Annotated in this window: 26 protein-coding genes; 10 read left to right on the top strand and 16 right to left on the bottom strand. The window is 62.3% G+C overall.

The features are described from left to right. Positions 1–49: 49 nt before the first annotated feature. Positions 50–2,722: a pyruvate dehydrogenase (acetyl-transferring), homodimeric type gene (gene aceE, locus ACUY1T_RS05425; RefSeq protein ID WP_446020787.1), complete on the bottom strand. Its 2,673-nt coding sequence runs from the start codon at positions 2,720–2,722 to the stop codon at positions 50–52. A 331-nt stretch (positions 2,723–3,053) separates the two neighbouring features. Beyond that, positions 3,054–3,614, bottom strand: coding sequence for a 1,6-anhydro-N-acetylmuramyl-L-alanine amidase AmpD (ampD, locus tag ACUY1T_RS05430; RefSeq protein ID WP_446020789.1), 561 nt, complete (start codon positions 3,612–3,614; stop codon positions 3,054–3,056). Positions 3,615–3,691: 77 nt separating this feature from the next. Between ampD and nadC the strand changes: the two genes are divergently transcribed. After that, positions 3,692–4,546, top strand: coding sequence for a carboxylating nicotinate-nucleotide diphosphorylase (nadC, locus tag ACUY1T_RS05435; protein ID WP_446021593.1), 855 nt, complete (start codon positions 3,692–3,694; stop codon positions 4,544–4,546). Positions 4,547–4,551: 5 nt separating this feature from the next. On the opposite strand, the gene ACUY1T_RS05440 is transcribed toward nadC, so the two are convergent. Next, entirely contained in the window at positions 4,552–5,088 is a 537-nt protein-coding gene (locus ACUY1T_RS05440) for an N-acetyltransferase family protein (protein WP_446020791.1), read from the bottom strand. Positions 5,089–5,177: 89 nt separating this feature from the next. Here ACUY1T_RS05440 and tsaA point away from each other — a divergent pair, with 89 nt between their 5' ends. Next, a complete protein-coding gene (gene tsaA, locus ACUY1T_RS05445) occupies positions 5,178–5,903 on the top strand; it encodes a tRNA (N6-threonylcarbamoyladenosine(37)-N6)-methyltransferase TrmO (protein ID WP_446020793.1) in 726 nt (241 codons plus the stop codon). A gap of 70 nt (positions 5,904–5,973) precedes the next feature. Here the strand turns inward: tsaA and purC are convergent, their stop codons facing one another. Genes purC through dapA form a run of 4 tightly spaced genes read right to left on the bottom strand, consistent with a single transcriptional unit; the run spans position 5,974 to position 9,443 of the window. Continuing rightward, positions 5,974–6,687: a phosphoribosylaminoimidazolesuccinocarboxamide synthase gene (gene purC, locus ACUY1T_RS05450; RefSeq protein ID WP_446020795.1), complete on the bottom strand. Its 714-nt coding sequence runs from the start codon at positions 6,685–6,687 to the stop codon at positions 5,974–5,976. Positions 6,688–6,730: 43 nt separating this feature from the next. Further along, positions 6,731–7,537: an MBL fold metallo-hydrolase gene (locus tag ACUY1T_RS05455; RefSeq protein ID WP_446020797.1), complete on the bottom strand. Its 807-nt coding sequence runs from the start codon at positions 7,535–7,537 to the stop codon at positions 6,731–6,733. Continuing rightward, positions 7,537–8,505 (bottom strand): lipoprotein, NlpB, encoded by a 969-nt coding sequence (locus ACUY1T_RS05460; RefSeq protein ID WP_446020799.1) that lies wholly within the window; start codon positions 8,503–8,505, stop codon positions 7,537–7,539. Before ACUY1T_RS05460 ends, ACUY1T_RS05455 begins: the two co-directional genes overlap by 1 nt. A 53-nt stretch (positions 8,506–8,558) precedes the next feature. Continuing rightward, entirely contained in the window at positions 8,559–9,443 is an 885-nt protein-coding gene (gene dapA, locus ACUY1T_RS05465) for a 4-hydroxy-tetrahydrodipicolinate synthase (protein WP_446020801.1), read from the bottom strand. Between the two features lie 184 nt (positions 9,444–9,627). On the opposite strand from dapA, the gene ACUY1T_RS05470 reads away from it, so the two are divergent. Beyond that, positions 9,628–10,104 carry a peroxiredoxin gene (locus ACUY1T_RS05470; RefSeq protein ID WP_446020803.1) on the top strand — a complete coding sequence of 159 codons (477 nt, stop codon included), beginning with the start codon at positions 9,628–9,630 and terminating at the stop codon, positions 10,102–10,104. A gap of 42 nt (positions 10,105–10,146) precedes the next feature. Here the strand turns inward: ACUY1T_RS05470 and ACUY1T_RS05475 are convergent, their stop codons facing one another. Both ACUY1T_RS05475 and ACUY1T_RS05480 read right to left on the bottom strand, forming a co-directional pair. Beyond that, positions 10,147–11,256: an AI-2E family transporter gene (locus tag ACUY1T_RS05475; protein ID WP_263582797.1), complete on the bottom strand. Its 1,110-nt coding sequence runs from the start codon at positions 11,254–11,256 to the stop codon at positions 10,147–10,149. Further along, positions 11,253–11,501 carry a sulfurtransferase TusA family protein gene (locus ACUY1T_RS05480; protein WP_446020805.1) on the bottom strand — a complete coding sequence of 83 codons (249 nt, stop codon included), beginning with the start codon at positions 11,499–11,501 and terminating at the stop codon, positions 11,253–11,255. The genes ACUY1T_RS05475 and ACUY1T_RS05480 overlap by 4 nt, the downstream gene beginning before the upstream one ends. A gap of 146 nt (positions 11,502–11,647) precedes the next feature. On the opposite strand from ACUY1T_RS05480, the gene ACUY1T_RS05485 reads away from it, so the two are divergent. After that, positions 11,648–13,102, top strand: coding sequence for a M48 family metalloprotease (locus tag ACUY1T_RS05485; protein WP_446020806.1), 1,455 nt, complete (start codon positions 11,648–11,650; stop codon positions 13,100–13,102). 108 nt (positions 13,103–13,210) lie between these two features. Here ACUY1T_RS05485 and nadA read toward each other — a convergent pair whose 3' ends face one another. Then, positions 13,211–14,239 (bottom strand): quinolinate synthase NadA, encoded by a 1,029-nt coding sequence (gene nadA / locus ACUY1T_RS05490; protein ID WP_446020807.1) that lies wholly within the window; start codon positions 14,237–14,239, stop codon positions 13,211–13,213. A gap of 328 nt (positions 14,240–14,567) precedes the next feature. Between nadA and ACUY1T_RS05495 the strand changes: the two genes are divergently transcribed. Next, positions 14,568–14,792, top strand: coding sequence for a glycine zipper 2TM domain-containing protein (locus tag ACUY1T_RS05495; RefSeq protein ID WP_446020809.1), 225 nt, complete (start codon positions 14,568–14,570; stop codon positions 14,790–14,792). 196 nt (positions 14,793–14,988) lie between these two features. On the opposite strand, the gene ACUY1T_RS05500 is transcribed toward ACUY1T_RS05495, so the two are convergent. Both ACUY1T_RS05500 and ACUY1T_RS05505 read right to left on the bottom strand, forming a co-directional pair. Next, the gene (locus ACUY1T_RS05500; RefSeq protein ID WP_446020810.1) at positions 14,989–16,254 is read right to left on the bottom strand and encodes a phospholipase D-like domain-containing protein; all 1,266 of its coding nucleotides are present in this window, start codon (positions 16,252–16,254) and stop codon (positions 14,989–14,991) included. Between the two features lie 17 nt (positions 16,255–16,271). After that, the gene (locus ACUY1T_RS05505; protein WP_446020812.1) at positions 16,272–16,823 is read right to left on the bottom strand and encodes an NAD(P)/FAD-dependent oxidoreductase; all 552 of its coding nucleotides are present in this window, start codon (positions 16,821–16,823) and stop codon (positions 16,272–16,274) included. Positions 16,824–17,558: 735 nt separating this feature from the next. Here ACUY1T_RS05505 and ACUY1T_RS05510 point away from each other — a divergent pair. From ACUY1T_RS05510 to ACUY1T_RS05530, 5 genes are all read left to right on the top strand, one after another. Next, positions 17,559–18,179: a DUF892 family protein gene (locus tag ACUY1T_RS05510; protein ID WP_446020814.1), complete on the top strand. Its 621-nt coding sequence runs from the start codon at positions 17,559–17,561 to the stop codon at positions 18,177–18,179. A 56-nt stretch (positions 18,180–18,235) separates the two neighbouring features. Further along, positions 18,236–18,394: a YqaE/Pmp3 family membrane protein gene (locus ACUY1T_RS05515; protein WP_114478523.1), complete on the top strand. Its 159-nt coding sequence runs from the start codon at positions 18,236–18,238 to the stop codon at positions 18,392–18,394. Next, complete coding sequence (locus ACUY1T_RS05520) at positions 18,391–18,771, top strand: DUF4112 domain-containing protein (RefSeq protein WP_446020816.1); 381 nt, start codon at positions 18,391–18,393, stop codon at positions 18,769–18,771. The genes ACUY1T_RS05515 and ACUY1T_RS05520 overlap by 4 nt, the downstream gene beginning before the upstream one ends. 387 nt (positions 18,772–19,158) lie before the next feature. Beyond that, entirely contained in the window at positions 19,159–19,761 is a 603-nt protein-coding gene (locus tag ACUY1T_RS05525) for a PAS domain S-box protein (RefSeq protein WP_446020818.1), read from the top strand. Continuing rightward, positions 19,751–22,351, top strand: a complete 2,601-nt coding sequence (locus ACUY1T_RS05530) for a chemotaxis protein CheB (RefSeq protein WP_446020819.1) — start codon at positions 19,751–19,753, stop codon at positions 22,349–22,351. The genes ACUY1T_RS05525 and ACUY1T_RS05530 overlap by 11 nt, the downstream gene beginning before the upstream one ends. Before the next feature lie 72 nt (positions 22,352–22,423). Here ACUY1T_RS05530 and ACUY1T_RS05535 read toward each other — a convergent pair whose 3' ends face one another. The 4 genes from ACUY1T_RS05535 to ACUY1T_RS05550 all read right to left on the bottom strand — a co-directional run bounded on the left by ACUY1T_RS05535 (position 22,424) and on the right by ACUY1T_RS05550 (position 24,389). Continuing rightward, on the bottom strand, positions 22,424–22,693 hold the full coding sequence (locus tag ACUY1T_RS05535) for a DUF3185 family protein (protein ID WP_446020821.1): 270 nt from the start codon (positions 22,691–22,693) through the stop codon (positions 22,424–22,426). Between the two features lie 40 nt (positions 22,694–22,733). Next, positions 22,734–23,126: a PRC-barrel domain-containing protein gene (locus ACUY1T_RS05540; RefSeq protein WP_446020823.1), complete on the bottom strand. Its 393-nt coding sequence runs from the start codon at positions 23,124–23,126 to the stop codon at positions 22,734–22,736. Then, complete coding sequence (locus ACUY1T_RS05545) at positions 23,123–23,302, bottom strand: CsbD family protein (RefSeq protein WP_446020824.1); 180 nt, start codon at positions 23,300–23,302, stop codon at positions 23,123–23,125. Before ACUY1T_RS05545 ends, ACUY1T_RS05540 begins: the two co-directional genes overlap by 4 nt. 367 nt (positions 23,303–23,669) lie before the next feature. Further along, positions 23,670–24,389, bottom strand: coding sequence for a Crp/Fnr family transcriptional regulator (locus ACUY1T_RS05550; RefSeq protein WP_446020826.1), 720 nt, complete (start codon positions 24,387–24,389; stop codon positions 23,670–23,672). Positions 24,390–24,458: the final 69 nt, after the last annotated feature.

The following is a 24,458-nucleotide window of genomic DNA, read 5'->3' on the forward strand; positions in this document are numbered from 1 at the left end:
TCCAAATCGTGCCTGGAACAGGCGGGCTCATGCCCGCCTTGCCACCGGATCAGCTGGTCAGCGGGTTGGGCTTGTTGGGATCGATGCCATACTTCTTGATCGCCTCGGCGACGACCTTGCGATCCAGCTCACCGCGGTCGGCCAGCGCCTTCAGCGAGGCCACGGTCACGAAGTAGCGATCGACCTCGAAGAAGTGGCGCAGCTTCTCGCGGGTGTCGGAGCGGCCGTAGCCGTCGGTTCCCAGTACATGGTAGTCAGTCGGCACCCAGGCACGGACCTGGTCGGCGAACAGACGCATGTAGTCGGTGGACGCGATGACCGGCCCCTTGCGGCCTTCCAGGCAGCGAGTGACGTGCGGCTTGACCGGCTCTTCGGCAGCGTTGATGAAGGCTTCACGCTCGAGCAGCAGGGCCTCGCGACGCAGCTCGTTGAAGCTGGTCACGCTCCACACGTCGGAAGCCACGCCCCACTCCTCGGCCAGCATTTGGGCCGCCGCTTCCACCTCGCGCAGGATGGTACCGGAGCCGAGCAGTTGCACGTGGCCCTTGTCGCCCTGGTGCTCGCGCAGCAGGTACATGCCCTTGATGATGTCCTCGGCCGGAACGTTCTCGAGCTCGGGGTGCTCGTAGTTCTCGTTCATCACCGTCAGGTAGTAGAAGCAGTTCTCCTTGTCGGCGAACATGCGCTTCAGGCCATCCTGAACGATCACCGCGACCTCATGGGCATAGGTCGGGTCGTAGCTGCGGCAGTTGGGGATGGTCGCCGCCTGCAGGTGGCTGTGGCCATCCTGGTGCTGCAGGCCCTCGCCGTTCAGCGTGGTGCGCCCGGCAGTACCGCCGACCAGGAAGCCGCGCGCCTGCAGGTCGCCGGCCGCCCAGGCCAGGTCGCCGATGCGCTGGAAGCCGAACATCGAGTAGTAGATGTAGAACGGCAGCAGCGGCAGGTTGTGGTTGCTGTAGGAGGTCGCCGCGGCGATCCACGCCGACATGGCGCCCGCCTCGGTGATGCCTTCCTCGAGGATCTGGCCCTTCTTGTCCTCGCGGTAGAACATGATCTGGCCCTTGTCGACGGGCTCGTACTTCTGGCCTTCGGAGGTATAGATGCCGAGCTGGCGGAACATCCCCTCCATGCCGAAGGTACGCGCCTCGTCAGGTACGATGGGCACTACCTGCTGGCCGATCTTCTTGTCCTTCACCAGGCCGTTGAGGATGCGCACGAAGGACATGGTGGTGGAAATCTCACGTCCCTTGGAGCCGACCAGCTGGGTAGCGAAGGTCTTGTCCTCGAGGCTGGGGATCGTCAGCGCCTGGAAGTCGCTGCGGCGCTGCGGCAGGTAGCCACCCAGACGCTCACGCTGCAGGTGCATGTACTTGAGCTCGGGCGAATCGTCCTCCGGCTTGTAGTACGGCACCTCCTTGAGCTGCTCGTCGGTCAGCGGAATGCCGAAACGGTCGCGGAATTTGCGCAGCGCCTCGTACTCCATGGTCTTGACCTGGTGGGCTTCCATGGAAGCCTCGCCTTCACCGCTGCCCATGCCGTAGCCCTTGACGGTATGCGCCAGGATCACGGTGGGGCGGCCATTGGCGTTGTTGACCGCCTCATGGTAGGCCGCGTAGACCTTGAACGGGTCATGGCCGCCACGGTTGAGCCGCCAGATGTCCTCATCGGACATGTCCTTGACCATCTCGGCGGTTTCCGGGTACTTGCCGAAGAAGTGCTCGCGGGTGTAGCCGCCGTCGATGGCCTTGTAGTTCTGGTACTCGCCGTCGACCGCCTCGTCCATGCGCTTCTGCAGGATGCCCTTCTTGTCCTTCTCGAACAGCGGGTCCCACAGACGGCCCCAGACCACCTTGAGCACGTTCCAGCCAGCGCCGCGGAAGACGCCCTCGAGTTCGTCGATGATGCGTCCGTTGCCACGTACCGGGCCATCGAGGCGCTGCAGATTGCAGTTGATGACGAAGATCAGGTTGTCGAGCTTCTCGCGGCTGGCCAGGTGAATGGCACCCAGCGATTCCGGCTCGTCGCACTCGCCGTCGCCCATGAAGCACCAGATCTTGCGATCGTGCATCTCCCTGAGCTCGCGCGAATCGAGGTACTTCATCACGTGGGCCTGGTAGATCGCCTGGATCGGGCCCAGGCCCATGGAAACCGTGGGGAACTGCCAGAAGTCGGGCATCAGCCAGGGGTGCGGATAGGACGACAGGCCGTCACCGTCGACTTCCTGGCGGTACTTGTCCATCTGCGCTTCGGTAAGGCGTCCTTCCAGGTAGGCCCGGGCATAGACGCCCGGCGCCACGTGACCCTGGATGTAGACCAGGTCGCCTCCGAAATCGCCGTTGGGGGCGCGGAAGAAATGGTTGAAGCCTACATCGTAGAGCGTCGCGGCGGACATGAAGCTGGCGATGTGCCCACCCAGGCCCGGGTTGGCGCGGTTGTTGCGAATGACCTGCGCGATCGCGTTGTAGCGGATCAGCGAGCGGATGCGCCGCTCCATGAACAAGTCACCTGGCATCGGCGCCTCGCGGTGCACCGGGATGGTGTTGCGATGCGGCGTCGTCACCGAGAAGGGTGCCTGCATGCCGTCACGGCGCAGCCGGTCAGCCAGGCGTGACAGCAGGTACCGGGCGCGTTCCTCGCCCTCACGATCCAGGACCGACTCCAGGGAATCCAGCCATTCCGTGGTTTCGACCGGATCGAAATCTTCTCTTGCCTCCAGACTCATAGACGTCTCTCCGAGTGACAATGTGATGTCAGGTAGCCCCACGCGGATAGACCATGGGGCAGGTCGTACCGCTGACGATCAGGGGATGTCAGGCCGCGACGCGGCTGTTGTAGTCATTTTACAGAAGCGCATACAACGAATGGCGTAGAACATACCGTAAAGTGACCTCCCTGCCAATCTCAGAGAAATGGAATTCTTTTCCACACACTGGACATTGCATGGCAACACAAGATGTTACGACAACTATTATGGTTCTACCGCGGTTAGGCCCGAAATGTAATAAAACTACCGTATGATCATGCCTCCCCATATTGCCGCACGCAGCCCCTCTTCACCCCAACGCCTTGAGGCACTGGCGAAAATAGGCCCAGTCAAAGGTGGGGCCGGGGTCGCTCTTGCGCAGCGGCGCCACCCTCGCGTGGCTGGTAATGCGTGCGGGATTCACCTCAGGGTAGACCACCATCAGCCCCTTCATCGCAGCGGCCAGAGCCCGGTACTGGGCGTCACGATAGGCATGGATCTCATCGCCCTCCAGCTCGATACCCACGGTGAAGTCGTTCAGTGCGCGACGCGCCCGCCCACGGTCGATCCAGCACGAACGGCCGGCGTGCCAGGCACGCCGGTCGAAGGGTACGAACTGCACGCACTCGCCATCGCGACGGATCAGCAGGTGGGCGGAGACGCGCAGCTGGGCGATGCCGGCAAAGAAGGGATGCACCGCGGCATCCAGTGAATTGGTGAACAGCCGCTCGATGTGCTCGCCACCGAACTCGCCGGGCGGCAGGCTGATCGAATGCAGCACCACCGCCGAGACCTCGCCCTGAGGGCGTGCGTCCTGGTTGGGCGATGGCACCCGTCGCGCGCCTCCTAGCCAGCCTTCCTCGATTCTCATCTCGTTCCCCTGACGTCCTGGACCTGGATTCCCTATAATGACGGTCCCGACGCTCCATGAACATGAAAAGGCCCGCCATGCATTATCAGGACGCCCTTGCCGAAGCGATCCGCGAAGCCGCCGCCCACCTGCTGGCCGAGGACGTCGGCCCTGCCGACATCACCGCGCAACTGATTCCCGAGTCGCAGTGGGCCACGGCCCGGGTCATCACCCGCGAACCCGCGGTCCTGTGCGGCATGGCCTGGGTCGAGGAGATCTACCGTCGCCTTGACCCCAGCATCAGTTTGCACTGGAGCGCCGCCGACGGCGATCGCCTGGAGGCCGGGCAATGCTTCCTGGAAATCGAAGGCCCCGCCCGCCGCCTGCTGACCGGGGAGCGCGCCGCCCTCAATCTGCTGCAGACGCTCTCCGCCACTGCCACCCGCACGCGCCACTACGTCGATCTGCTCGCAGGTACCGGCGTGCGCCTGCTCGACACCCGCAAGACCCTGCCGGGCCTGCGCCTGGCACAGAAATACGCGGTGTCCTGTGGTGGCGGGCACAACCACCGCATCGGTCTGTACGATGCCTTCCTGATCAAGGAGAACCACATCGCCGCCTGCGGCAGCATCGCCGCTGCGGTCAAGGAGGCGCGCAGCATCGCCCGCGACCTGCCGGTGGAGGTGGAGGTGGAGAACTTCGACGAACTCGATCAGGCCCTGGCGGCCGGTGCCGACATCGTCATGCTGGACAACTTCAGCCTCGAGGACATGCGCGAGGCGGTGAAGCGCAATGCGGGCCGGGCGACGCTGGAGGCCTCCGGCAACGTCGACGAGACGACCCTGCGTCAGATCGCCGAGACCGGCGTCGACTGCATCTCCAGCGGTGCCTTGACCAAGGACGTCAAGGCAATCGACCTGTCGATGCGTATCACCGGCCTCCGCGACGCCTGAGTTTCCTAGGTCTCGACGGCCTTGAGCCGCTTCTCCAGCCGTTGGCGTTCGAGGCGCACGCCGCCACGCGTGACCCATTCCGTGCCGAGATCGCGCCAGCCGCGGTGCAGCAGGCTTTCGGCCAGCATGCGGCTGGCGTCGATGGTAGCACGCGCGCAGCCGTGCTCGAGCAGCATCCGCTCGGCGTGTACCAGCAGCGTCGAACCGATGCCGCGCCGCGCCAGTGATGGCCAGACATAGAGGGTGTGGATATGCCCCTTGGGGATGTCCAACTCCAGGAACCCCACGCAGCGCCCGTCGCAGGTGGCCAACAGGGTCGTGTAGAGCGCCTGGCGGGCGGCCCATACGCTGGCCTCTCTTGGCATCGTCGCGGCCCAGGCCTTGCGCTGCTCGACACTGTAATGGGCGGCCGCGCCCTGCATCACGGCGTGGTGGAAGACCTCGGCCTGATCGGCAGCGTCACGTGCCTTGGCCTGCCGGTAGAGGATCCGCGGCGAACCGCTCCTCGCAGGCGGTGCATCGTTCGTCGTCATCGTTTCCATCTTCCCTGCCCGTGTCTCGCGTTGTCTGCCTCGCCGTGCAGAGTACACAAGCTCGCCGCTGCGGCCAATGGCAGGCATAATGCAACGCCATGACCAGCCCAACGCCTCCTGCCAGCGGCTACACGATGCAGCCCATCGGGCACATCGAGAGCGACTTTCCCGACAAGTTCGGCGTGCCGCGCCAACCCGGCCTGGCGTCGGCTGCCCGCGCCGCCCTGATTCTCGCCCCGCCTTATGACGATCCCTTGACGGTGCGCGGCCTCGAGGCCTTCAGCCACTTGTGGCTGACCTTCGTCTTCCACCACAGCCCCGAGCGCTGGTCGCCGCTGGTACGCCCGCCGCGGCTCGGCGGCAACGCCAAGGTCGGCGTCTTCGCCAGCCGCAGCACTCACCGGCCTAACCGGTTGGGGCAGTCCCTGGTGGAGCTGCTCGGGATCGACACCCGCAACGGGGTACGCCTGGTGCTGGGTGGCTGCGATCTGGTCAACGGCACCCCGGTGCTCGACATCAAGCCCTACCTGCCTTGGGCGGAGGCGCGCCCCGAGGCACGGGCCGGCTACGCGCCCGAGGCGCCCCCGCAACTGGCGGTGCGTTTCTCGGACGAGGCCGAAGCGGCGCTGAACGAACGGAACGACGGCGACTCGCTGCGCGAACTGATTCGCCAGGTGCTCGCCCAGGATCCGCGCCCGGCCTATCGCAAGGGCGCCGAGTCGCGGCTCTACGGCGTGCGCCTGCGCGATGTCGACGTGCGCTTTCGCGTCATCGAGGAGGCGCAGGCCACGTTGATGGAAGTGGTGGACATCGTTCCGGCCTGAAACGGTGACGCCCTCGCAAGGAGGGCGTTGTGGAGCCTTTCTACTTGGCACGTAGCGGTGCTTTCCCGCCTCAGGCGAACGTCACGCCAATGCGCCGGCCCACTTCCTCGTAGGCCTCGATCACGCCCCCGAGGCCTTGGCGGAAGCGGTCCTTGTCCATCTTGTCGCGGGTCTTCGCGTCCCACAGGCGGCAGCCATCCGGCGAGAACTCGTCACCGAGCACGATCCGGCCCTTGAACAGGCCGAACTCCAGCTTGTAATCCACCAGCAACAGGTCGCCAGCGGCGAACAGCTGCTTGAGCACCTCGTTGACCTTGAACGTCAACACCTTCATCTCGGCGAGCTGCTCGGGCGTGGCCCAGCCGAAGGTCTCGGCCAGCGACTCGTTGATCATCGGGTCGTGCAACGCATCGTTCTTGAGGAACAGCTCGAAGGTAGGCGGCGTGAGTTCGCGGCCCTCTTCCACGCCCAGGCGCTTGACCAGGCCACCGGCGGCGATGTTTCTCACCACGCACTCCACCGGGATCATGTCGAGCTTCTTGACCAGGCTCTCGGTATCGGAAAGCCGCTTCTCGAAATGGGTGGGAATACCCGCCGCCGCCAGCTTCTCCATGATGAAGGCGTTGAAACGGTTGTTGACCATGCCTTTACGGGCCAGCGACTCCATACGCTCGCCGTCGAAGGCACTGGTGTCGTCACGGAAGTGAAGGACGAGCAGGTCGGGATCATCGGTGGCATACACCGATTTGGCCTTGCCGGCATAGAGTTCTTGGCGCTTTTCCATGGGAGTCTCCAGAAAGATGACGCGTGACGATTAGGATGGCCGTTCAGGTGATCGCCTGCCAATGCAGCCCGCTGTCCTGGGCCGCTATCGTCAGGCGTGATGCGTCGCCGTCGAGCAGTGGCGTCAAGGCCTCGAGGGCCAGTTCGGGGCGATTGTTGTGTTCCGAAAGGTGCGAGCAGACGATGTGCTGCAAACGGTCCAGGCCGAGGCGCTGCAGCAGCGCCGCCGCCTGAACGTTGGCCAGGTGCCCCCAGTTGCCGCCGACGCGTCGCTTGAGCCGCGGTGGGTAGGGCCCGACCTCGAGCATGTGACGGTCGTGGTTGCACTCCAGGATCAGCGCATCGCAGCCGCGGAACGCCTCGATGACGTGGTCAGTGGGGTGTCCCAGATCCGTCAGCACACCCAGGTGGCAACCGCGGGATTCGAAGCGAAACTGGACCGGCTCGCGGGCATCGTGGGGTACCGTGAACGGGTCGACGACGAGGCTCTTCACCGCGAAACGCGACTGCGGTGTGATCCAGTGGCGCTGTGGCACTTCGCCGAGGCGCCCGGAGAGCCAGGTGCCCGGCGTGAGATAAACCGGCACACCGTGTCGCCGCGCCAGGGGTCCCACGCCACTTAGATGGTCGCCGTGCTCGTGGGTCACCAGCACGGCATCGAGCTGACGCGGATGGATGCCGAGGCGCGCCAGCCTGCGCTCGGTCTCGCGCAGGCCGAAGCCGCAGTCCACGAGCACCGAGGTTTCGCCGTCGCTGACCAAGGTGGCGTTGCCCTTGCTGCCACTGCCGAGCGAGGCGAAGCCGAGCCGGCCCGAGGTCGGCGGCGGCTCGATGGTCTGCCCTGCCTGCATCAGCGCAGCAGGCCCGACACCCGCTCGAGCAGCTCGCGGGCGTCCTCTTCGGTGAAGCGCCGCTCGCTCTCGTTGACGGCCCGCAGCGTGGTACGCTCGGGACCGTCCGACTCGAGTACCAGGCGGATTTCCTGGGGCATCTGGCGCACATCAGGGCTCAGTACGATCTGCAGCATGCCACGGCCACGCTCTGAGACGGTCATGTAGTTGACCAGGAAGTCGTGCTGCTGCGGGTTCTGCTCGAGCAGCTCGCGGCGATCCTCGACGGTGAAGTCGGCTTCCAGCTGGTGGCTCAGCTCAGCCCAGACGCGGTCGATGTCCAGCGGAATGCGCACCACCCATTCGCCGCTGGCGAGCTGCTCGAACCTCAGGCGATCTTCGCTGGCGATCTGCTGCCCAGCCAGCGACGCGGCACTGGCGGTAGCGCTGCGCGCACTGAAGTGCTGCTCCAGCGCATCGAGGCAGGCTGCCACAGGGCGCCCGTTCTGGTCGCAGCGGACCTCGCTGTCGCCGGCACGCAGCCCCTGACGTACGCTCAGTCGGCCCTGGGCCGTTTCCAGCACGCCGCGGTCATCGCTGGCCTGTACCTGCAGGCCGCGAGCGCGGGCGAAGTCCTGCAACTGGGGCCAGACCATGCCCGGATCGGAACCGATCACCAGCCAGCGGTCGTTGCCGATCTCACGCCGCTCGACGAAGTCCCGCTCCACCGCACCACCCGACGCCAGCCGCGTCGGGCTGGGCGCGTGGAAGCGCTCGCTGCTGGTGCGCAGGCTGCCTTGAGCCTCCGGTACCGGCATGGCATCGCGATAACGTTGCTCGTTGCGCCCTTGCGGCAGGACCAGGGGGGCGCTGCGCTGGGCCTTCACGTAATCGATGTTGCGATCGTCATAGAAGCCTTCGCGGGCACAGCCAGCAGTGGCCAGGGCAGCGAGAGCCACCAGCGGCATCCATTTCAGCGCAGAGTTCATGCATTCACCTTGCAAGTCAGATTATCGGGGCGGCGGGAGCTTTCCACGCCGCCTCAATCGTCGATTACGCCGGCCAGTTGCAGGGCTTCGTCCACCGTCGCATGGTACTTGCCGGACAGCCAAGTGAGCGGCAGACGAATGCCCTCCTCGATCATGCCCATGCGGTGCAGCGCCCACTTGACCGGAATCGGGTTGGACTCGATGCCCAGGTTGGTATGCAACGGCATCAGCCGGGTGTTGATCTGGTGAGCTCGATCGGCGTCACCTGCGACCGCGGCAACGCACAGCTCGTGCATGGCCTTGGGCGCCACGTTGGCGGTGACCGAGATATCGCCGTTGCCGCCCATCAGCATGAACTCGCAGGCAGTACCGTCGTCACCGGAGTAGAGCATGAAACCGCTGCCCTTGAGGCGTGCGATGAGGTCTTCGGCGCGCTCCAGGTTACCGGTGGCATCCTTGAGCCCGACGATGTTGTCGACCTCGGCCAGGCGCAACACGGTTTCGTTGTAGAGATCGGAGCAGGTACGGCCGGGCACGTTGTAGAGAATCACCGGCAGACGGCTGCCCTCGGCTACCGCCTTGAAGTGGCGATAGAGCCCTTCCTGGGTGGGCTTGTTGTAGTAGGGGCACACCGACAGACAGTAGTCGGCGCCCACTTCGCTGGCATAGCGCGCCAGCTCCACGGCCTCGGAGGTGGCGTTGGCACCGGTACCGGCGATCACCGGAATGCGGCCATCGACCTCTTCCACCACGGCGCGAATCACGTCGAAATGCTCGGCGAAGGACATGGTAGTGGGCTCACCGGTGGTGCCGGCAGCCACGATACCGTCCGTGCCATTCTCCAGGTGGAAGTTCACCAAACGGCGCAACGCCTCCCAGTCGATATCGCCATTGGCCTTCATCGGCGTCGCCAGGGCGACGATACTGCCAGTGATCATCTCTCTTCCTCTACGCAATAGCCGCTCACGCTGCACTCGGGTGTCGTATCGACAGGGCCTCGAGCAAAGGGTAAATGGTACTCAGGCGGCACAGGCCTGTACAGCACGGCCGACGTGCGCTCTTTGACAGCGCACGTCGGCCTGCGTGTAATGAAACGCTTTCCACCCAGCCAAGGAGCCTCTCATGACACTTGCCATCGGCCAACCGGTACCCGATTTCAGCGCCGCCGCCACCGGCGACACCACCGTCAACCTCTCTGCACTCAAGGGTCGCCAGGTGGTGATCTACTTCTACCCCAAGGCCAGTACCCCCGGCTGCACTACCGAGGGCGGCGACTTCCGCGACCGCAAGGCCGACTTCGAGGCGGCCAATACGGTCATCCTCGGCGCCTCACGCGACGGCATTCGCGCTCAGGAGAACTTCAAGGCCAAGCAGGCGTTCAACTTCGAGCTGATTTCCGACAAGGACGAGGAAATCTGCCAACTGTTCGACGTCATCAAGCTGAAGAAGTTGTATGGCAAGGAACATCTCGGCATCGAACGCAGCACCTTCCTGATCGACGCCGAAGGCAAGCTTGCCCGCGAGTGGCGCGGTGTCAAGGTCAAGGGACACGCCCAGGAGGTCCTCGAAGCGGCCCAGGCGCTACACGCCGGCAATTAAGCCAGGCAGGCACTTCGCCAGGAACCCGCCGGCGGGTTCCTCTTACTCCTCGACCTGTTGCTCCAGCTCGACGGGCTGGAGCGAGTCATGGTACTGCCGTATTCCTCGCGGCCAGGCATAGACCAAGGCCTTGAGCAGCGTCGCCAGGGGAATGGCGAAGAAAATGCCCCAGAAGCCCCAGACTCCGCCGAAGAACAGCACCGCCACGATGATCGACACCGGATGCAGGTTGACCGCCTCGGAGAACAGGATCGGTACCAGCACGTTGCCATCCAGCGCCTGGATCACGCCATAGGCGACCAGCACGTAGAGGAACTGGTCGCTCATGCCGAAATGAAAGCCCGCCACGGCGGCCACCGGCAGGGTCGCCACGGCAGCGCCGATGTAGGGCACCAGCACCGAACAGCCCACCAGTACCGCCAGCAGCGCTGAATAAGGCAGGCCGAAGAAGGCGAAGGTGAAGAACGACACCGTGCCGACGATGATGATCTCGATGAACTTGCCGCGCACGTAGTTGGCGATCTGAGCATCCATCTCCTGCCAGATGCGCGTCATCAGCGCGCGCTGTTGAGGTAGCAGCGAGAGTGTGAAACCCACCAGTTGCTCGCGATCCTTGAGCAGGAAGAACACCAGGATCGGCACCAGCACCAGATAGATGATCAAGGCCAGCAAGTTGCCCAGCGAGGCCAGCGAGAGGGTCAGGGCGCGCTGGCCGAGCTGGGTCAGCTCGCGACCGGCGACGGCGATCCACTCCTGCACCTGGTCCGGCGTGACCAGGTTGGGATAGCGCTCCTGGAGTTCATCCAGCCAGCGCTGGCCGCTGGCGACGATACGCGGCGTCTCCTGAACCAGGCTGACGAGCTGATTCCATATCAACGGCATCAGAATGAAGGCCAGTGCCAGCAGCACGCCGATGAAAGCGAGGAAGATCAGCATCACGGCCAGCAGATGCGGCACGCCGCGCCGTGTCAGGGCATTGACGCCCCCCTGCAGCAGGAAAGCGATGACCAGGGCAGTGAGGAACGGTGCCAGCATTCGACCGAACAGGATCACCGCAGCGAAGCCCAATATCAGCAGCACCAGCAGGATCACCGCCTCCTCGTCGGAGAAGTAGTGCTCGATCCAGCCCTTGAAGACCTCACGCAAAATCATGAGGTTGGCTCCTCGCCCTTGCGCAGCCAGTAATGGTAGACCTCGCCCCGCTCCTCCCGGGCGATCAACTCGTGGATGCTGTTGTCGGCGAAGGTTTCGAAGTCGCGCCAGGAGCCGGCATCGGTTGCCCGGATCTCGAGTACCTGGCCGGGCTCGAGCCTGGCCAGCGCCTGCTTCGCCTTCAGCAGGGGCAGCGGGCAAGGCAGGCCGCAGGCATCGAGTACATCATCTGGTTGCACAGCCATGTCGTCTCCCGAAAAATAACGTACGCTCATGCACATCAGGCCGCATGCCCTTGCAACAAAGCGCAAAACCCTTGAGATTTAAAGGCACTTTGCGGGCCGAATCAATGTCGGATAGGTTACCCCGCCGCTGCGAACGAGATTGGCACATGCTGCGCAAGACCCGAACCTGCCTGACCACCGGTGCCGTCGCGCTGACCCTGGCGCTCACCGCGCCGGCCCCGACAAGCGCCACGGAAGACTACGGGCTTCCCAGCCTGACCGGTAGCAGCCAGGCCATGACCGGCGAGGAGTTCCGCCTGGGGCGCGCCTGGTTGCGTCAGTTCCGCGCCCGGGCACCCAGTTGGCAGGATCCCATTGCCCAGGATTACCTGGAGACGCTGGTATCGCGCCTGCTGCCTCACAGCGGGCTGTCCGACACCCGTACCGTGGTGACGCTGGTAGACAGCCGCGCACTCAACGCCTTTGCCGTGCCGGGGGGTGTCATCGGCGTCAACGCCGGCCTGTTCGCCTTCGCCAACGAAGAGGATGCCGTGGCCTCGGTGCTGGCCCACGAACTGGGCCACCTGGCCCAGCGCCACTTCGCACGCGGCCAGGCGCGTGCCGAGCAGACCCAGTTGCCGGCCATGGCGGCGATGCTGGCGGGGATGCTGATCGCCGCCAGCGGCGGCGGCGACGCCGGCATCGCCGCCGCCATGGGCTCCCAGGCCGCCTTCATCCAGGACCAGCTGGCCTATTCGCGGCGCTTCGAGCAGGAGGCCGACCGGCTCGGCCTGCAGACCATGGCCCAGGCCGGCTTCGACCCCGATGCCATGGTCAGGATGTTCCGCGCCATGCAACGCCAGGTGAGCCTGCAGGGCGGCAACCCGCCGGAGTTCCTGCTCACCCATCCGCTGACCGAGTCGCGCATCAGCGATGCCGAGTCCCGCGCTTCGCAGCTCGAGCCCATGCGCCCCCGCGAGGACGACCCGATCTACCATCTGGTCCGCGCCCGGGCGTTGCTGGCGGTAAATCAGCGCGACCCGCAGCAGGCCGCGACACGCCTGGCCCAGGATGACGCCCCGGCAGCGGCCAGGCGCTATCTCGACGCCCTGATCGCCGCTCACCACGGCCAGACCGACAGCGCTCTCAGCCAGCTCGATGCCCTGGCCCGGGAGCTTCCCGATCTGGCCATCCTGCCGGTCAGTGCTGCCGAGGTCGCCTTCGACGCCGGACGCTACGACGACGCCATCGAGCGCAGCCGGCGCGTGCTGCGCCTGATGCCGGGTCACATGCCGGCCACTCGCATCCTGGGCGAGGCGTTGCTCCAGCGCGACCCCAACGAGGCCTACCGAGTCCTGCATGAGCTTTCCAACCGACGCCCCGAAGACCCGCAGGCCTTCACCCTGCTCGCCGAAGCCGCCGGCCGCAGCGGCCGCGAGGCCTGGGGCCACCTGGCCCGAGCCGAGCAGATGCAGCTCACCGGCGACATTCAGCGCGCGATTCGCCAGCTCGACGTGGCCCGCCGAGTGGCGGAACAGAGCGGCGACAGCAATGCCCTGGCGCGCATCGAGCAGCGCCGGGAGGACTTCGTGGGCTATCGCGAGACGATGGAGAAGTTCTGAGCCGCGAGCCGCGAGCCGCGAGCCGCGAGCCGCGAGCAGTTTAGGGTAAAAAGCCCGTGACAACGTCACGGGCTTTTTACCCGAAGCCCGAAGCCCGAAGCCCGAAGCTTAGGAATTGAAATTGAGCATGCGCTCCAGCGGCTTGAGTGCCTTCAGGCGCAGCTCGGCGTCGACGAAGATCTCGCCGCTGCCTTCACGCAGGGCACTAGCCAGGTTGTCCAGCGCGTTCATCGCCATCCACGGGCAGTGGGCGCAGCTGCGACAGGTGGCGCCGTTGCCGGCGGTAGGCGCTTCGAATAGGGTCTTCTCGGGCACCATCTGCTGCATCTTGAAGAAGATACCGCGGTCGGTGGCGACGATCAGCTTGTCGTTCGGCAGCTCCTTGGCCGCCTTGATCAGCTGCGAGGTCGAGCCGGCCACGTCGGCCAATTCCACCACCGAGGCCGGCGACTCGGGATGCACCAGCACGGCGGCGTCGGGATAAAGCGCCTTCAGGTCCTCGATGCCCTTGGCCTTGAACTCCTCGTGCACGATGCAGGCGCCGTCCCACAGCAGCATGTCGGCGCCGGTCTTCTGCTGGATATAACCGCCCAGGTGCTTGTCCGGGGCCCACAGGATCTTCTCACCGCGGGCCTGCAGGTGTTCGATGACGTCCACCGCGATGGAGGAGGTCACCACCCAGTCGGCGCGTGCCTTCACCGCCGCCGAGGTGTTGGCGTAGACCACCACGGTGCGGTCGGGGTGCTGGTCGCAGAAGGCGCTGAATTCATCTGCCGGGCAGCCGATGTCGAGCGAGCAGGTCGCTTCCAGCGTGGGCATCAGTACGCGCTTCTCCGGCGATAGGATCTTGGCCGTCTCGCCCATGAAACGCACCCCAGCCACCACCAGGGTGTCGGCGTCGTGTCGCGCACCGAAGCGGGCCATCTCCAGCGAATCGGCAACGCAGCCGCCGGTTTCTTCGGCCAGTTGCTGAATGGCATCGTCGGTGTAGTAGTGGGCCACGAGTACCGCGTTGTGCAGCTCGAGGAGGCGCTTGATCTCGTCGATGCGAGCTTCGTCCTCAGCCGGAATACGGGTCGGGCAGTAGGCGCGAGCCAAGTGCTCGCGCACCTCGACTCGGGAAGTCATGATCGTCATCGTGTCTACCACTGTGACTGGCAGGGGCTCCCCCTGCATGTATCGGGTACATCGTGAACCGTACGCTCCGTACGGTGGCGATGCGCCTGGGGTCCAGATTGCGTCTCTCGCCACCTCGACCCATTCGCTTATTCTAGACCAGAACGGTGGGGTATTGACCAGTCCCGACAGAATAAAGTGGCATGCAAGCGGCATGAGGCTATGTGCGCCACCAAACGGATGACACTCTCGTTATGCCTTATGCTGAGAGTGGCGGTCCGTCGTAGCCGCGCCGCTCCCAAGGTAACTCCCGCTGCAAGCAAGGCCTCTTAACCCGAGTGACGCCATCATGAAACACATCAAACATCTCATTCTTGGCACTGCCTTTTCCTTGGCACTGCTGTCACTCGCTGCCTGCTCCGGCATGTCGACGCAGGACAAGGGCACCGTGGTGGGTGCGGGCGTGGGGGCCGTTGGCGGCTCAGTGCTCACCGGAGGCTCCGCTATCGGCACCGTGGGAGGCGCGGCGGTGGGCGGCGTGATAGGCCACGAGATCAGTAAGCCAGACCGCTAAGCCGTGACCTTTCGCCAGTCACTCCTTCGGCGCGCGAGACGTACCTCAGAGGTACCTCGGCACACCGACACCGGACTGAATTTTTCCCTCAGGGGGGAGGGAAATTACATTGCAAAGAGACGTGACGGCCTTATCTGACAAGCTTGGCTTATTAATGAGCTCCACAGCCTGGGGACATCTGGAAGAAACCCTATTTTCAAAGCTGCGATCTAATGGGTAGGAGAATCTTTTCTGACAACTTTTCGCGCCATGGACGACTCTTCCAGTCAGCAAGGGAATACGGTTCAGCCGACAGCAGATCGGCCTCGAACACTGCGGTCATCTGAGTGGCGAAATCGTTGCTGTAGATATTCAGGCTGGCTTCGTCATTGAGCCGAATCGAACGCATGTCGAAATTGGTTGAACCCACCGAAACAAACTCGTTATCGATGACCAGCAATTTCGTGTGCAGCATGGTCGGCTGATAGACGTGGATCTCGGCACCGGCACCAAGCAGCGCGCCCCAATCCGACTTGGAAGCGATCTTTACCGTCACCGCATCGATGTGCGGCCCAGGCAACAGGATGCGAACGCGAACCTCACGACCGCGGGCTGCGATCAGGGCTTCGATTAACATCCTGTCGGGCACAAAGTAGGATGCCGCCAGGTCGATAGTCGCCTCGGCCGCCGCGATGGCAAGCAGATACATCAGGTGCATGCTCTCGCTCCCGCCTGATGGCGAAGCAACGAAGACGTGCGCGTCCATCTCGCCCTCCTCCTCAAGGGCTGGAAAATAGCTCGGTCCGTTCAGCACTTGGCCAGTGGTCTGGATCCAGTTGTCGTTGAAGGCCGCTTGCAACTGCGCCACCACGGGTCCTTCAATCCGGAAGTGAGTGTCTCGCCAGTGATCAGGATCGCCACCGTCGCCAGACCACTGATCCGCGATGCCAACCCCTCCGGTGAACCCGATACGGCCATCAACCACCAGCAGCTTGCGATGGGTGCGGTTGTTCATCCTGCCAATGTTGTACCAGCTCAACGGACGATAGCGATGCAACTGCACTCCCGCGGCCTGCATGGAGTCCAACAGCGACTGCTCCATCTTGTTGCTGCCGACCCAGTCAATGGTGACGCTAACCGCCACGCCCGCGCGGGCACGTTCAGAAAGCGCTTGCGAGAACGCTTCACCAATGTCTCCTGACCAGTAAATGAAGGTCTCGAACGTGATCGATGTCTGTGCCGAGCGAATGGCCTGCAACATCGATGGAAAAATCTCGTCGCCATTTTGCAGCGCAGTCACTTGATTGCCGCCCACTATCGCCGGGCCCAGCAGAACAGACATCTCGCGCCGAAACTGCGAATCGGAAACCGCGTAGCGATGCTCGACCTTGCGCTCCATAGACTTCTCGGGTGTCTTGAAGTTCTGCAACAACAACAGTGCCAGGCCGGTGGCCAGCACAGTGGCCCCGATAACCCAGAGCATAGATTTTCGACCCCTAGTCAATGACGTTCCAACCGTGTGAAGGAGAACAGCGCGGTCAATGTGTGCCGGCGGCGTTCGATTTGCGCGCGCAGCAATTCGGCACCGAGCATGCTGTAAGCAATGCCGTGCTGTTTCCGCCAGGCAAATTCGTCAGTCAAGCGTCGATTATCGGCGCGATTGCTGGCGTAGTAGAGGCTTCCACACTTGGCGAAATCGACATCGCCCACCGCACGCGCGACTGCTTCGATCATGCTGATCGCACGCAAACTGGACTGATATGCGAGTAGTGCTGAGGCTTGGTCGAAGCGCCGGGCGAGATCTATCGCATGGGTATCGATTTCATACTGCAGCAAGGCGGTGCTGGCCGATGTGCTGCCCCAGCACACGTCGCGCTGATCGAGCACGACGACATCGTGACCGTGGCCAGCCAGTTCATCAGCGATCAGCGCACCGGTGATGCCAGCGCCCACCACCGCCACGTCGCAGCTCAGATCGGCATCAAGCTGCGGGAAGGCATACATCAGGCCATTCTTGACCGCCCAGAACGGATAGCCGCTTTTCAAGTCCACCGGCAACTCCTGCCGCTATATATCGGGAGTGTAGATCAGGTAGTGTCAGCCGGGACGATAGCCGCGTCGGTGCGCTGCCACACTGAGGGTAAATAGCAGAACCGGACGATTGCGTCAGCGCTAGCGCGCCTGATCGACTCGACGCAGCAATCGTCCCAAATCGGTGTTTGCCTTAGGAACGGTCCATTCCGTCCGTGCCGACTCGCGAACCTCGCCGTACTTCCTTACGGCTTTGGACTTCGCGGCACCGACGCTGCGTTCTCTCGCCTCGCCGAGCAAGACGCACTCCTCAGCATTCAGTGGAATGCTCGGTCGCTGATGGATTTCCAATTCCCGTGCACAGAAGGTGCTCACAGGAAGCACGCCAAGCGCGCAGGGACGCGTATGCACCATCGTAATCGACGTGCTTCCAACCTGAGTTTTGCCAGGCTTCGGCGTCGTGTCTGTGCACTACCAGACGCAACAGCGGTATTCCCTGCCGCGGGCATCCAGATCACCTAGCACCCAGATTTGCAGCAAGCCGCGGGAAGGCGTACATCAGGTTATTCTTGACCACCCGGAACGAATATCCGCTATGTGCGCGACTGCACCGACGCGCCAGCGTCTCTTACCTATCATTGGACTTACAGCTGGCATTGGACTTACAGCTGGCCGGCATCTGTCGCATTGTTTAACCCCATCAATTGACGCAGCCCACCTGCTGGCGCGCCGTCTACCAGTGGTAAGGAAAAAACCATGAAAAAGGAACCGTATCTCAAGGAGCAGTTGCATGAGTTGTTATATCAGGCTCTCGAGACTGAACGCGGAGGGATAAAGATCTACGAAGCCGCACTGTCCTGTGCGCAGAACGAGGACCTGAAAGGTGAATGGGAGGAGTATCTTGAGCAGACCCATACCCACGAGCAGCTGCTGCTGAAGGTGTTCGAGGAACTGGGACTGAATCCGGACACCGTAACGCCCGGCCGGGAAGTGGTGGCACACCTGGGGGATTCGCTGGTCACCGCGATGGAGATGGCGAAGGCGAACGCCAGTGCTGCGGCCGCTCAACTCGTGGCCGGTGAGTGCGTGGTTCTGGCGGAAACCAAGGATCTCCAGAACTGGCAACTGATTGGGCATCTGGCTGAGCACGGCAAGGGGGAAGAAACCGGCCCACTCAAGACCGCGTTTGACGCGGTGGGGGAGGAAGAGGAGCACCACCTCCACCACACGAAGGGGTTCCTCCGCGAATTGTGGATCGATTCGCTCGGGTTGCCGGCGGTCCTGCCACCCCCCGAGGAAGTGAAAAAGGTTGAAACCGCGATCGGCGCCGCACGGGCGGAGAACCAGCGCGACGAGATGCTGAAGTCAAAGCACTGACGAATGCCGTGCGGTGGAGTCCAAATAGCATCCCGTCTCACTCAGGAGCGCAGCCAATGGACCTGTTACGCATTATCGTCGCGATCGTCTTGCCACCGCTCGGCGTCTTCCTGCAGGAAGGTCTCGGCAAGCATTTCTGGATCAACATTCTGCTCACGCTGCTCGGCTACATTCCTGGCATCGTTCACGCAGTGTGGATCATCGCCAAGCGATGAACGCGGCGATGCTGCCAGCTGACGCACCGCAGCGCCGGTCCGCGGACGCGCGCAAGCGCGTGCACCGGCTCGCGCGCCTGATGGACAGTTCGATCCGACTGCCCGGCGGTTACCGCATCGGCGTCGATGGGCTCATCGGGCTGGTACCGGTGGTCGGCGATTTCGCGGCGGCAGGGGTGTCCTTCTACATCATCGCGCAGACGGCGCGCGCAGGTGTACCCACCAGGGTGCTCAGGCGGATGGTGTTGAATGTCATGCTGGATACCCTGGTCGGCGTCATTCTGGTGTTCGGGGACATGTTCGATTTCGCGTTTAAGGCCAATTTGCGCAACGCCAGGCTGATGGATGCCTATCTGGATCGAAGCGCACCGCGCTGATCAAGTTCGCCAGATAGACGGCCTGCAATAAGTACGACACCTGCAAAGGCAATCTTCGTTATTGCAAAAAACAAAACCCGAACCCACTACTTCTTAGCTCACCAATAACTGAACTCTCGTAATTTCAAGTGACGGGTAGCATTGTGCATCTGCGAGGGGAGCACCTTCTTTCTTGGTCAAAGTACCGAAAAATCGTTTCCAAAACCCCGCAATGGACTTATATCACTAACCACATAGAACCAGCACGACCAGACTCTCACTGAAAATAGTTTAATTGCCTTGAAAAAAATAAGGGCATCCCGAAAACACCTGAAATGTGCATTTTTATCCCTGCCGCGATAAGCTACAATGAAAACTGTATCCGGTGAGTGAGCTTTGGAGTCTCGTATGCCCATAATCCTTAATGAATCCAATGTCTATACACAGCTGCGAGACAAGGCGGAAGCGCAGCTGCAGGCGGGCACGGCACCGGCAGCGAATCACTGGCCGGTGGGCGTTGATGCCCTACGCCTGCTCCACCAGCTGTCAAGTAATCCAGAAAAAGCGGAAGATGCTCTCAAACTGCTCCATGAACTGCAGGTTCATCAGGTGGAGCTTGAGTTGCAGAACGAGGAGATAGCCGCCAATGAACGGGCCCTTGCCGAGGGTTTTAGCCTTTATCGGACACTTTTCGACTCCGCCCCCCTTGGCTACCTTCTCGTCGACCTCGAGGGCAACGTGGTTCAGGGCAATTTTGCCGCCGCGGAGCTTTTTGGCGTCGGTCGTGAAGAGCTGGAGGGACGACCCATCGACACCTACCTTCTCGCGGAAAGCCGGCCACGACTGCTTGAGCTGCTGCGACATGTCGCACAGAGCGGCGCCATGGCTTCCTGCATGGCCAAAACGGGGGGGCACACCCAGAGTCTCCGGCACATGCAGTTCATGGCATCACTCTCGCCAGAGCGCAAGCATATCCTGTTGATCTGCCGCGAATGCGGAAATGCCGAATAACCCCTGCCCTATCGTTCCGCATCACGGAGGCGGCGACACCACCGCCAAGTCCCCGGTGACCATGCGAATCCTGGGCATTGGCGCCTCTGCCGGTGGCCTAGCGCCGCTGGAGCAATTCATCGCCCGGGTCCCCCCACGCAGTCACATGGCCTACGTGGTGGTGCAGCATCTCGATCCCACCCATAAGGCATTGCTCCCGGAATTGCTCCAGCGCGCCACTCCGATGCCGGTAAGGGAAGCCAGGCAAGGCACCCTCATCGAACCTGACTGCGTGTACGTGATACCGCCGAATACCGAACTCAGCGTTGTCGACGGCAGGCTGAACCTCGCCACCCCCTTGGAGTCCCGGGGGATGCGTCTGCCCATCAACGTGCTGTTTTCTTCCCTGGCCAGCGCCCAGGGAGAGCAAGCCATCGGCGTGGTGCTGTCCGGCATGGGTTCCGACGGCACCCTGGGCCTGCAGGCAATCAAGGCCGTGGGCGGCCTCACGGCGGTGCAACAACCCGACACGGCACAGTTCGATGCCATGCCCAGCAGCGCCATCGCCGCAAACTGCGCCGATATCATTGCCCCGCCCGGCGACTTGCCCGCTCGCATCCTGGCCTGCCTTGCACAGGGGCCCAAGCAGGGCGCTCCCGGTCATTTGGAAACAGAGCTGGAAGCGACACCCTTGCAACGCATTCTGCGTCTGCTGCAAGGGCGGACCCGCCACGACTTTTCACTCTACAAGCCCAGCACCTTGCACCGCCGCATGGAACGGCGAATGGCGATCCACGGCATCGCCACCCTGACGAATTACGCGGATTATCTCCAGCACAACCCCCAGGAAATCGACCTGCTGTTCAAGGAAGTGCTCATCGGGGTGACCAGTTTTTTCCGCGATGCCCCGGTATGGGAGTACCTGGTGGATTCCACCCTGCCAGAGCTGCTGGCGCGACGGCCAAGGGAGCCCCATCTGCGCGCCTGGGTGGTGGGCTGCTCGACCGGCGAAGAAGCCTACTCCCTGGCCATGGCCTTCACCGAGGCGCTGGAAAAGCTGCCAAACGCCCATGACGTTACCCTGCAGATCTTCGCCTCCGACCTGAGTCCGGATGCCATAGCCACCGCACGCCGCGGCCACTACCCCGCGGAAATCAGCAGCAGTGTCTCGGCGGAGCGCCTGGCACGTTTTTTCAGTGCCCATGCCGACGGCTACCAGATCAACAGCGACATCCGCGACCTGGTGCTGTTCGCCCAGCAGGATGTGGTGCTTGATCCCCCCTTCACCCGCCTTGACCTGATTTCCTGCCGCAACCTGCTGATCTACTTCGATCAGAGCCTGCAGCACAAACTCATTCCCTTGTTTCACTACAGCCTGCGCGCCGGGGGAGTACTGCTGCTGGGAAGCTCGGAAACGGTAGGGCGCCACACTCAGCTCTTTGCCCCCATTCAATCCAAGTTGCGCCTCTATTTGCGCCAGGATAGTGCCCAGAGTAGCGACATCCGGTTGCCGGTGAAGTCGCTTCCACCCCTGTCCTGGATAGCCAAGGAGCTTCCCGTGTCCGCCAACAACTCATCGTCCCAGACAACGGATAACCTGCAAGCAGCGGCCGACCAGGTATTGCTGCAGGTCTACGCTCCCGCCGCGGTGGTGGTCAACGATGAGGGGGATATCGTCTACATCAGCGGGCGTACGGGAAAGTACCTGGAGCCTGCCGCAGGCAAGGCCAACTGGAATTTTCACGCCATGGTGCGGGAAGGCCTGCGGACACCCATCGGCAGCGCACTGCGCCAGGCTGCGGACCAGAGCGAACCGCTGCACTTGCCAGGCCTGCAGGTGCAGCTGCCCGGCGGAGGCATGCAGAGCGTCGACGTCACCGTACAAGCGCTGCGAGAGCCTACCACCCTGCGCGGGATGAAGATGATCGTGTTCCGCGATATCGCCAAGACCCATGCCAACCCGGCCAACAAGAACAAGTCAACAACAGCCGCGCACCAGGCCTATGCCGCGGAGCTGCAGCAGTACCAGGATGAAATCCAGACGCTGCGAGAAGAAAACCGCACGTCCCAAGAGGAGTTGCAGTCAGCCAACGAAGAATTACAGTCGACCAATGAGGAATTGCAATCAACCAATGAAGAGCTGACCACGTCGAAGGAGGAAATGCAGTCCATGAACGAGGAGCTGCAAACCATCAATGCGGAAATGCAAACCAAGCTCGACGACCTCGCCCTCGCTCAGAGCGATATGAATAACCTGCTCAACAGCATCGAGATAGCCATCCTGTTTCTCGACCAGAACCTGAATCTCCGCCGTTTCACCGACCGGGCATCAAAGATCATCAGCATCCGAGAAGGCGATATCGGCCGACCACTTAGTGACCTCACCACCAGCCTGCTGTACCCGGAACTCAATGACGATGCCCTTAACACCCTGAGCACCCTGGCGTTTTCCGAGAAACAGATAACCACCACCAATGACCGCTGGTTCACCGTACGTATCATGCCCTATCGCCGACTGGACAATGTCATTGACGGAGTGGTCATCACCCTTATCGACATTACCGCGACCAAGGAGCTGGAACAGGCCCTACGCAAGGATTTGCAATCTTGACGAAAAGCCATGATCCCATGCAAGGAAAGCGGCCGGTCAATCCTACCCGGTACCGCACTTCGGATTACTGTGCTAGTTGCTTGTGGATTTACCGAACAGCAGCAATCCAACACCTGCCGCCGCAGATGCCGCGCCAAGAACAAGAAACCAGAGAGTGGAGTCAGTGAAGCGGCCGGTTACGGCCTCCGTCACTTGGTCGCCTAGGCTTTGGGATGACTGATACGCAAAGAAAAGCAGGATCATACCCACAACAAGCAACACGATTGCCAGAATTCTATAATTCGTCATTTCAATCTCCTGCAGGTGGATGACCTCATCGGCACGGTTGACCCAGAGAGGCATCTATCTGGACCTTCCGCACCGATCCCCCTGAGCAACCCGCTCACCTTGCGTAGTAGGACTCGACGGTCGAATTCCAGCTGGCGTCAGCCATATTCGGCCATTTATCCTTGTCGAAGCCCGGCGCGTTCTTCAAGCGCTCGACATCGACGTCCAGCATGAAACACTTGTTCTCCTTGTCCAGCATCAAGGCCTTCCACGGGACAGCGAACAGACGATCACCCATGCCAAGAAAACCGCCCGACGCCAAGACTGCATAACGTATTTTCCCCTCAGTGACATCGAGCATAACGTCATGGATCTTACCGAGCTTCTCATCCTTCATATTGCAGACATCGTCGCCGGTAATGGTGGAGGCACTCAACAACGCGGCCCCGACCGGCAGGTAATCAGCGGTGTCGCCCCTGCTACTCGACTGTGCCATTGAATCGTTCATTTCGTTGCCTTCTTGATGTCGTTCTTGAGATCTCCGTACTTGGCTTCAGCCTTCCCGCCATGCTTTTCGGCTTTACCCTTGTACTCCGCACTCTTGTCTCCGGTCATCTTTCCTACAACCTCCTTGACCTTCCCCTTCGCCTCTTTCGCATGACCTTTGACCTGATTCCTGTTCATGAGCCGACCTCCAGATGATTGTCCAGCTTGGGTCATGACTCTCACCATGAACTCATATGAAGACAAGGTGAGGGCCCCAATAACTATATAGAGGAAGGCCGAAGCATGGTCTGTGCGGTGCCTAACATATGCGGAGTCATTTTAGGGCCGCCCTGTAGCCGACCCTACAAGAGCGCCTTGAAGGCAAATAGTAGATACCTAAGGAATCGCTGAACAAATCGCCGAGCGAGATGAAGCGGCTAGGTTCGTTCCCGACGAACCAACGCACTTCCCACATCCCTGTGGGTCGCAAGGCGCCCGGAGCACAGAACCGAGCGAAGCGACAAACAGCCGTAGGCTGGCCCCGAAGGGGCGAGAAGACGTCCCTTCACCGCGGGCGAGGATAGCTCAGCAACCGATCATATTCCTTCTTGACGACCGCATAGCATTCACAGACCCGCGCTTCCAGGCCAGGCCTGTCCAGGATGCTGATATGGCCACGATGGTAGGAAATCAGGCCGGCCCTCTGCAGTTTGCCCGCCGACTCGGTGACGCCCTCGCGGCGTACGCCGAGCATATTGGCGATCAGTTCCTGGGTCATGACCAGCTCGTTGGTCGGCAAGCGGTCGAGGCTCAGCAACAGCCAACGACACAGCTGCTGATCCAGGCTGTGGTGCCGATTGCATACCGCCGTCTGAGCCATCTGGGTGATCAGTGCCTGGGTATAACGCAACAGCAGGTGCTGAAGCGTTCCCGCGTGCTCGAACTCGTCCTTCAGCAGTTGCCCCTTGAGGCGATAGGCGCTGCCGGCACTCTGCACGATGGCACGGCTCGGTGTGGTTTCACCTCCCATGAACAGCGAGATGCCGACGATACCTTCGGCACCAACGACGGCAATTTCCGTCGAGTCGCCATCCTCCATGACGCACAGTAGCGATACGATGGAGTCCGTCGGGAAATAGACATGCTGCATGACCTTTCCCGACTCGGCCAGCGAATCCCCCAGCGTCAGTTCGACCCGCTCCAGGTAGGGCGCCAAACGCTGATATTCATCCCTTGACAGGGCCGCCAGCAAGTGGTTCTGACGAGGATCATGTTGCAGGGGCATGACTGACACTCCCATATCTGGCAAGCCCCCCGACTACAGGTACGAAGAGCGGACTTGACCGATGGTGGC

Source organism: Billgrantia sp. Q4P2 (genome assembly GCF_052806135.1).

Coding starts and splice junctions, on each gene's coding strand:
- aceE (WP_446020787.1), bottom strand. CDS start 2,722: ATGAGTCTGGAGGCAAGAGAAGATTTCGATCCGGTCGAAACCACGGAA.
- ampD (WP_446020789.1), bottom strand. CDS start 3,614: ATGAGAATCGAGGAAGGCTGGCTAGGAGGCGCGCGACGGGTGCCATCG.
- nadC (WP_446021593.1), top strand. CDS start 3,692: ATGCATTATCAGGACGCCCTTGCCGAAGCGATCCGCGAAGCCGCCGCC.
- ACUY1T_RS05440 (WP_446020791.1), bottom strand. CDS start 5,088: ATGGAAACGATGACGACGAACGATGCACCGCCTGCGAGGAGCGGTTCG.
- tsaA (WP_446020793.1), top strand. CDS start 5,178: ATGACCAGCCCAACGCCTCCTGCCAGCGGCTACACGATGCAGCCCATC.
- purC (WP_446020795.1), bottom strand. CDS start 6,687: ATGGAAAAGCGCCAAGAACTCTATGCCGGCAAGGCCAAATCGGTGTAT.
- ACUY1T_RS05455 (WP_446020797.1), bottom strand. CDS start 7,537: ATGCAGGCAGGGCAGACCATCGAGCCGCCGCCGACCTCGGGCCGGCTC.
- ACUY1T_RS05460 (WP_446020799.1), bottom strand. CDS start 8,505: ATGAACTCTGCGCTGAAATGGATGCCGCTGGTGGCTCTCGCTGCCCTG.
- dapA (WP_446020801.1), bottom strand. CDS start 9,443: ATGATCACTGGCAGTATCGTCGCCCTGGCGACGCCGATGAAGGCCAAT.
- ACUY1T_RS05470 (WP_446020803.1), top strand. CDS start 9,628: ATGACACTTGCCATCGGCCAACCGGTACCCGATTTCAGCGCCGCCGCC.
- ACUY1T_RS05475 (WP_263582797.1), bottom strand. CDS start 11,256: ATGATTTTGCGTGAGGTCTTCAAGGGCTGGATCGAGCACTACTTCTCC.
- ACUY1T_RS05480 (WP_446020805.1), bottom strand. CDS start 11,501: ATGGCTGTGCAACCAGATGATGTACTCGATGCCTGCGGCCTGCCTTGC.
- ACUY1T_RS05485 (WP_446020806.1), top strand. CDS start 11,648: ATGCTGCGCAAGACCCGAACCTGCCTGACCACCGGTGCCGTCGCGCTG.
- nadA (WP_446020807.1), bottom strand. CDS start 14,239: ATGACGATCATGACTTCCCGAGTCGAGGTGCGCGAGCACTTGGCTCGC.
- ACUY1T_RS05495 (WP_446020809.1), top strand. CDS start 14,568: ATGAAACACATCAAACATCTCATTCTTGGCACTGCCTTTTCCTTGGCA.
- ACUY1T_RS05500 (WP_446020810.1), bottom strand. CDS start 16,254: ATGCTCTGGGTTATCGGGGCCACTGTGCTGGCCACCGGCCTGGCACTG.
- ACUY1T_RS05510 (WP_446020814.1), top strand. CDS start 17,559: ATGAAAAAGGAACCGTATCTCAAGGAGCAGTTGCATGAGTTGTTATAT.
- ACUY1T_RS05515 (WP_114478523.1), top strand. CDS start 18,236: ATGGACCTGTTACGCATTATCGTCGCGATCGTCTTGCCACCGCTCGGC.
- ACUY1T_RS05520 (WP_446020816.1), top strand. CDS start 18,391: ATGAACGCGGCGATGCTGCCAGCTGACGCACCGCAGCGCCGGTCCGCG.
- ACUY1T_RS05525 (WP_446020818.1), top strand. CDS start 19,159: ATGCCCATAATCCTTAATGAATCCAATGTCTATACACAGCTGCGAGAC.
- ACUY1T_RS05530 (WP_446020819.1), top strand. CDS start 19,751: ATGCCGAATAACCCCTGCCCTATCGTTCCGCATCACGGAGGCGGCGAC.
- ACUY1T_RS05535 (WP_446020821.1), bottom strand. CDS start 22,693: ATGCCTCTCTGGGTCAACCGTGCCGATGAGGTCATCCACCTGCAGGAG.
- ACUY1T_RS05540 (WP_446020823.1), bottom strand. CDS start 23,126: ATGAACGATTCAATGGCACAGTCGAGTAGCAGGGGCGACACCGCTGAT.
- ACUY1T_RS05545 (WP_446020824.1), bottom strand. CDS start 23,302: ATGAACAGGAATCAGGTCAAAGGTCATGCGAAAGAGGCGAAGGGGAAG.
- ACUY1T_RS05550 (WP_446020826.1), bottom strand. CDS start 24,389: ATGCCCCTGCAACATGATCCTCGTCAGAACCACTTGCTGGCGGCCCTG.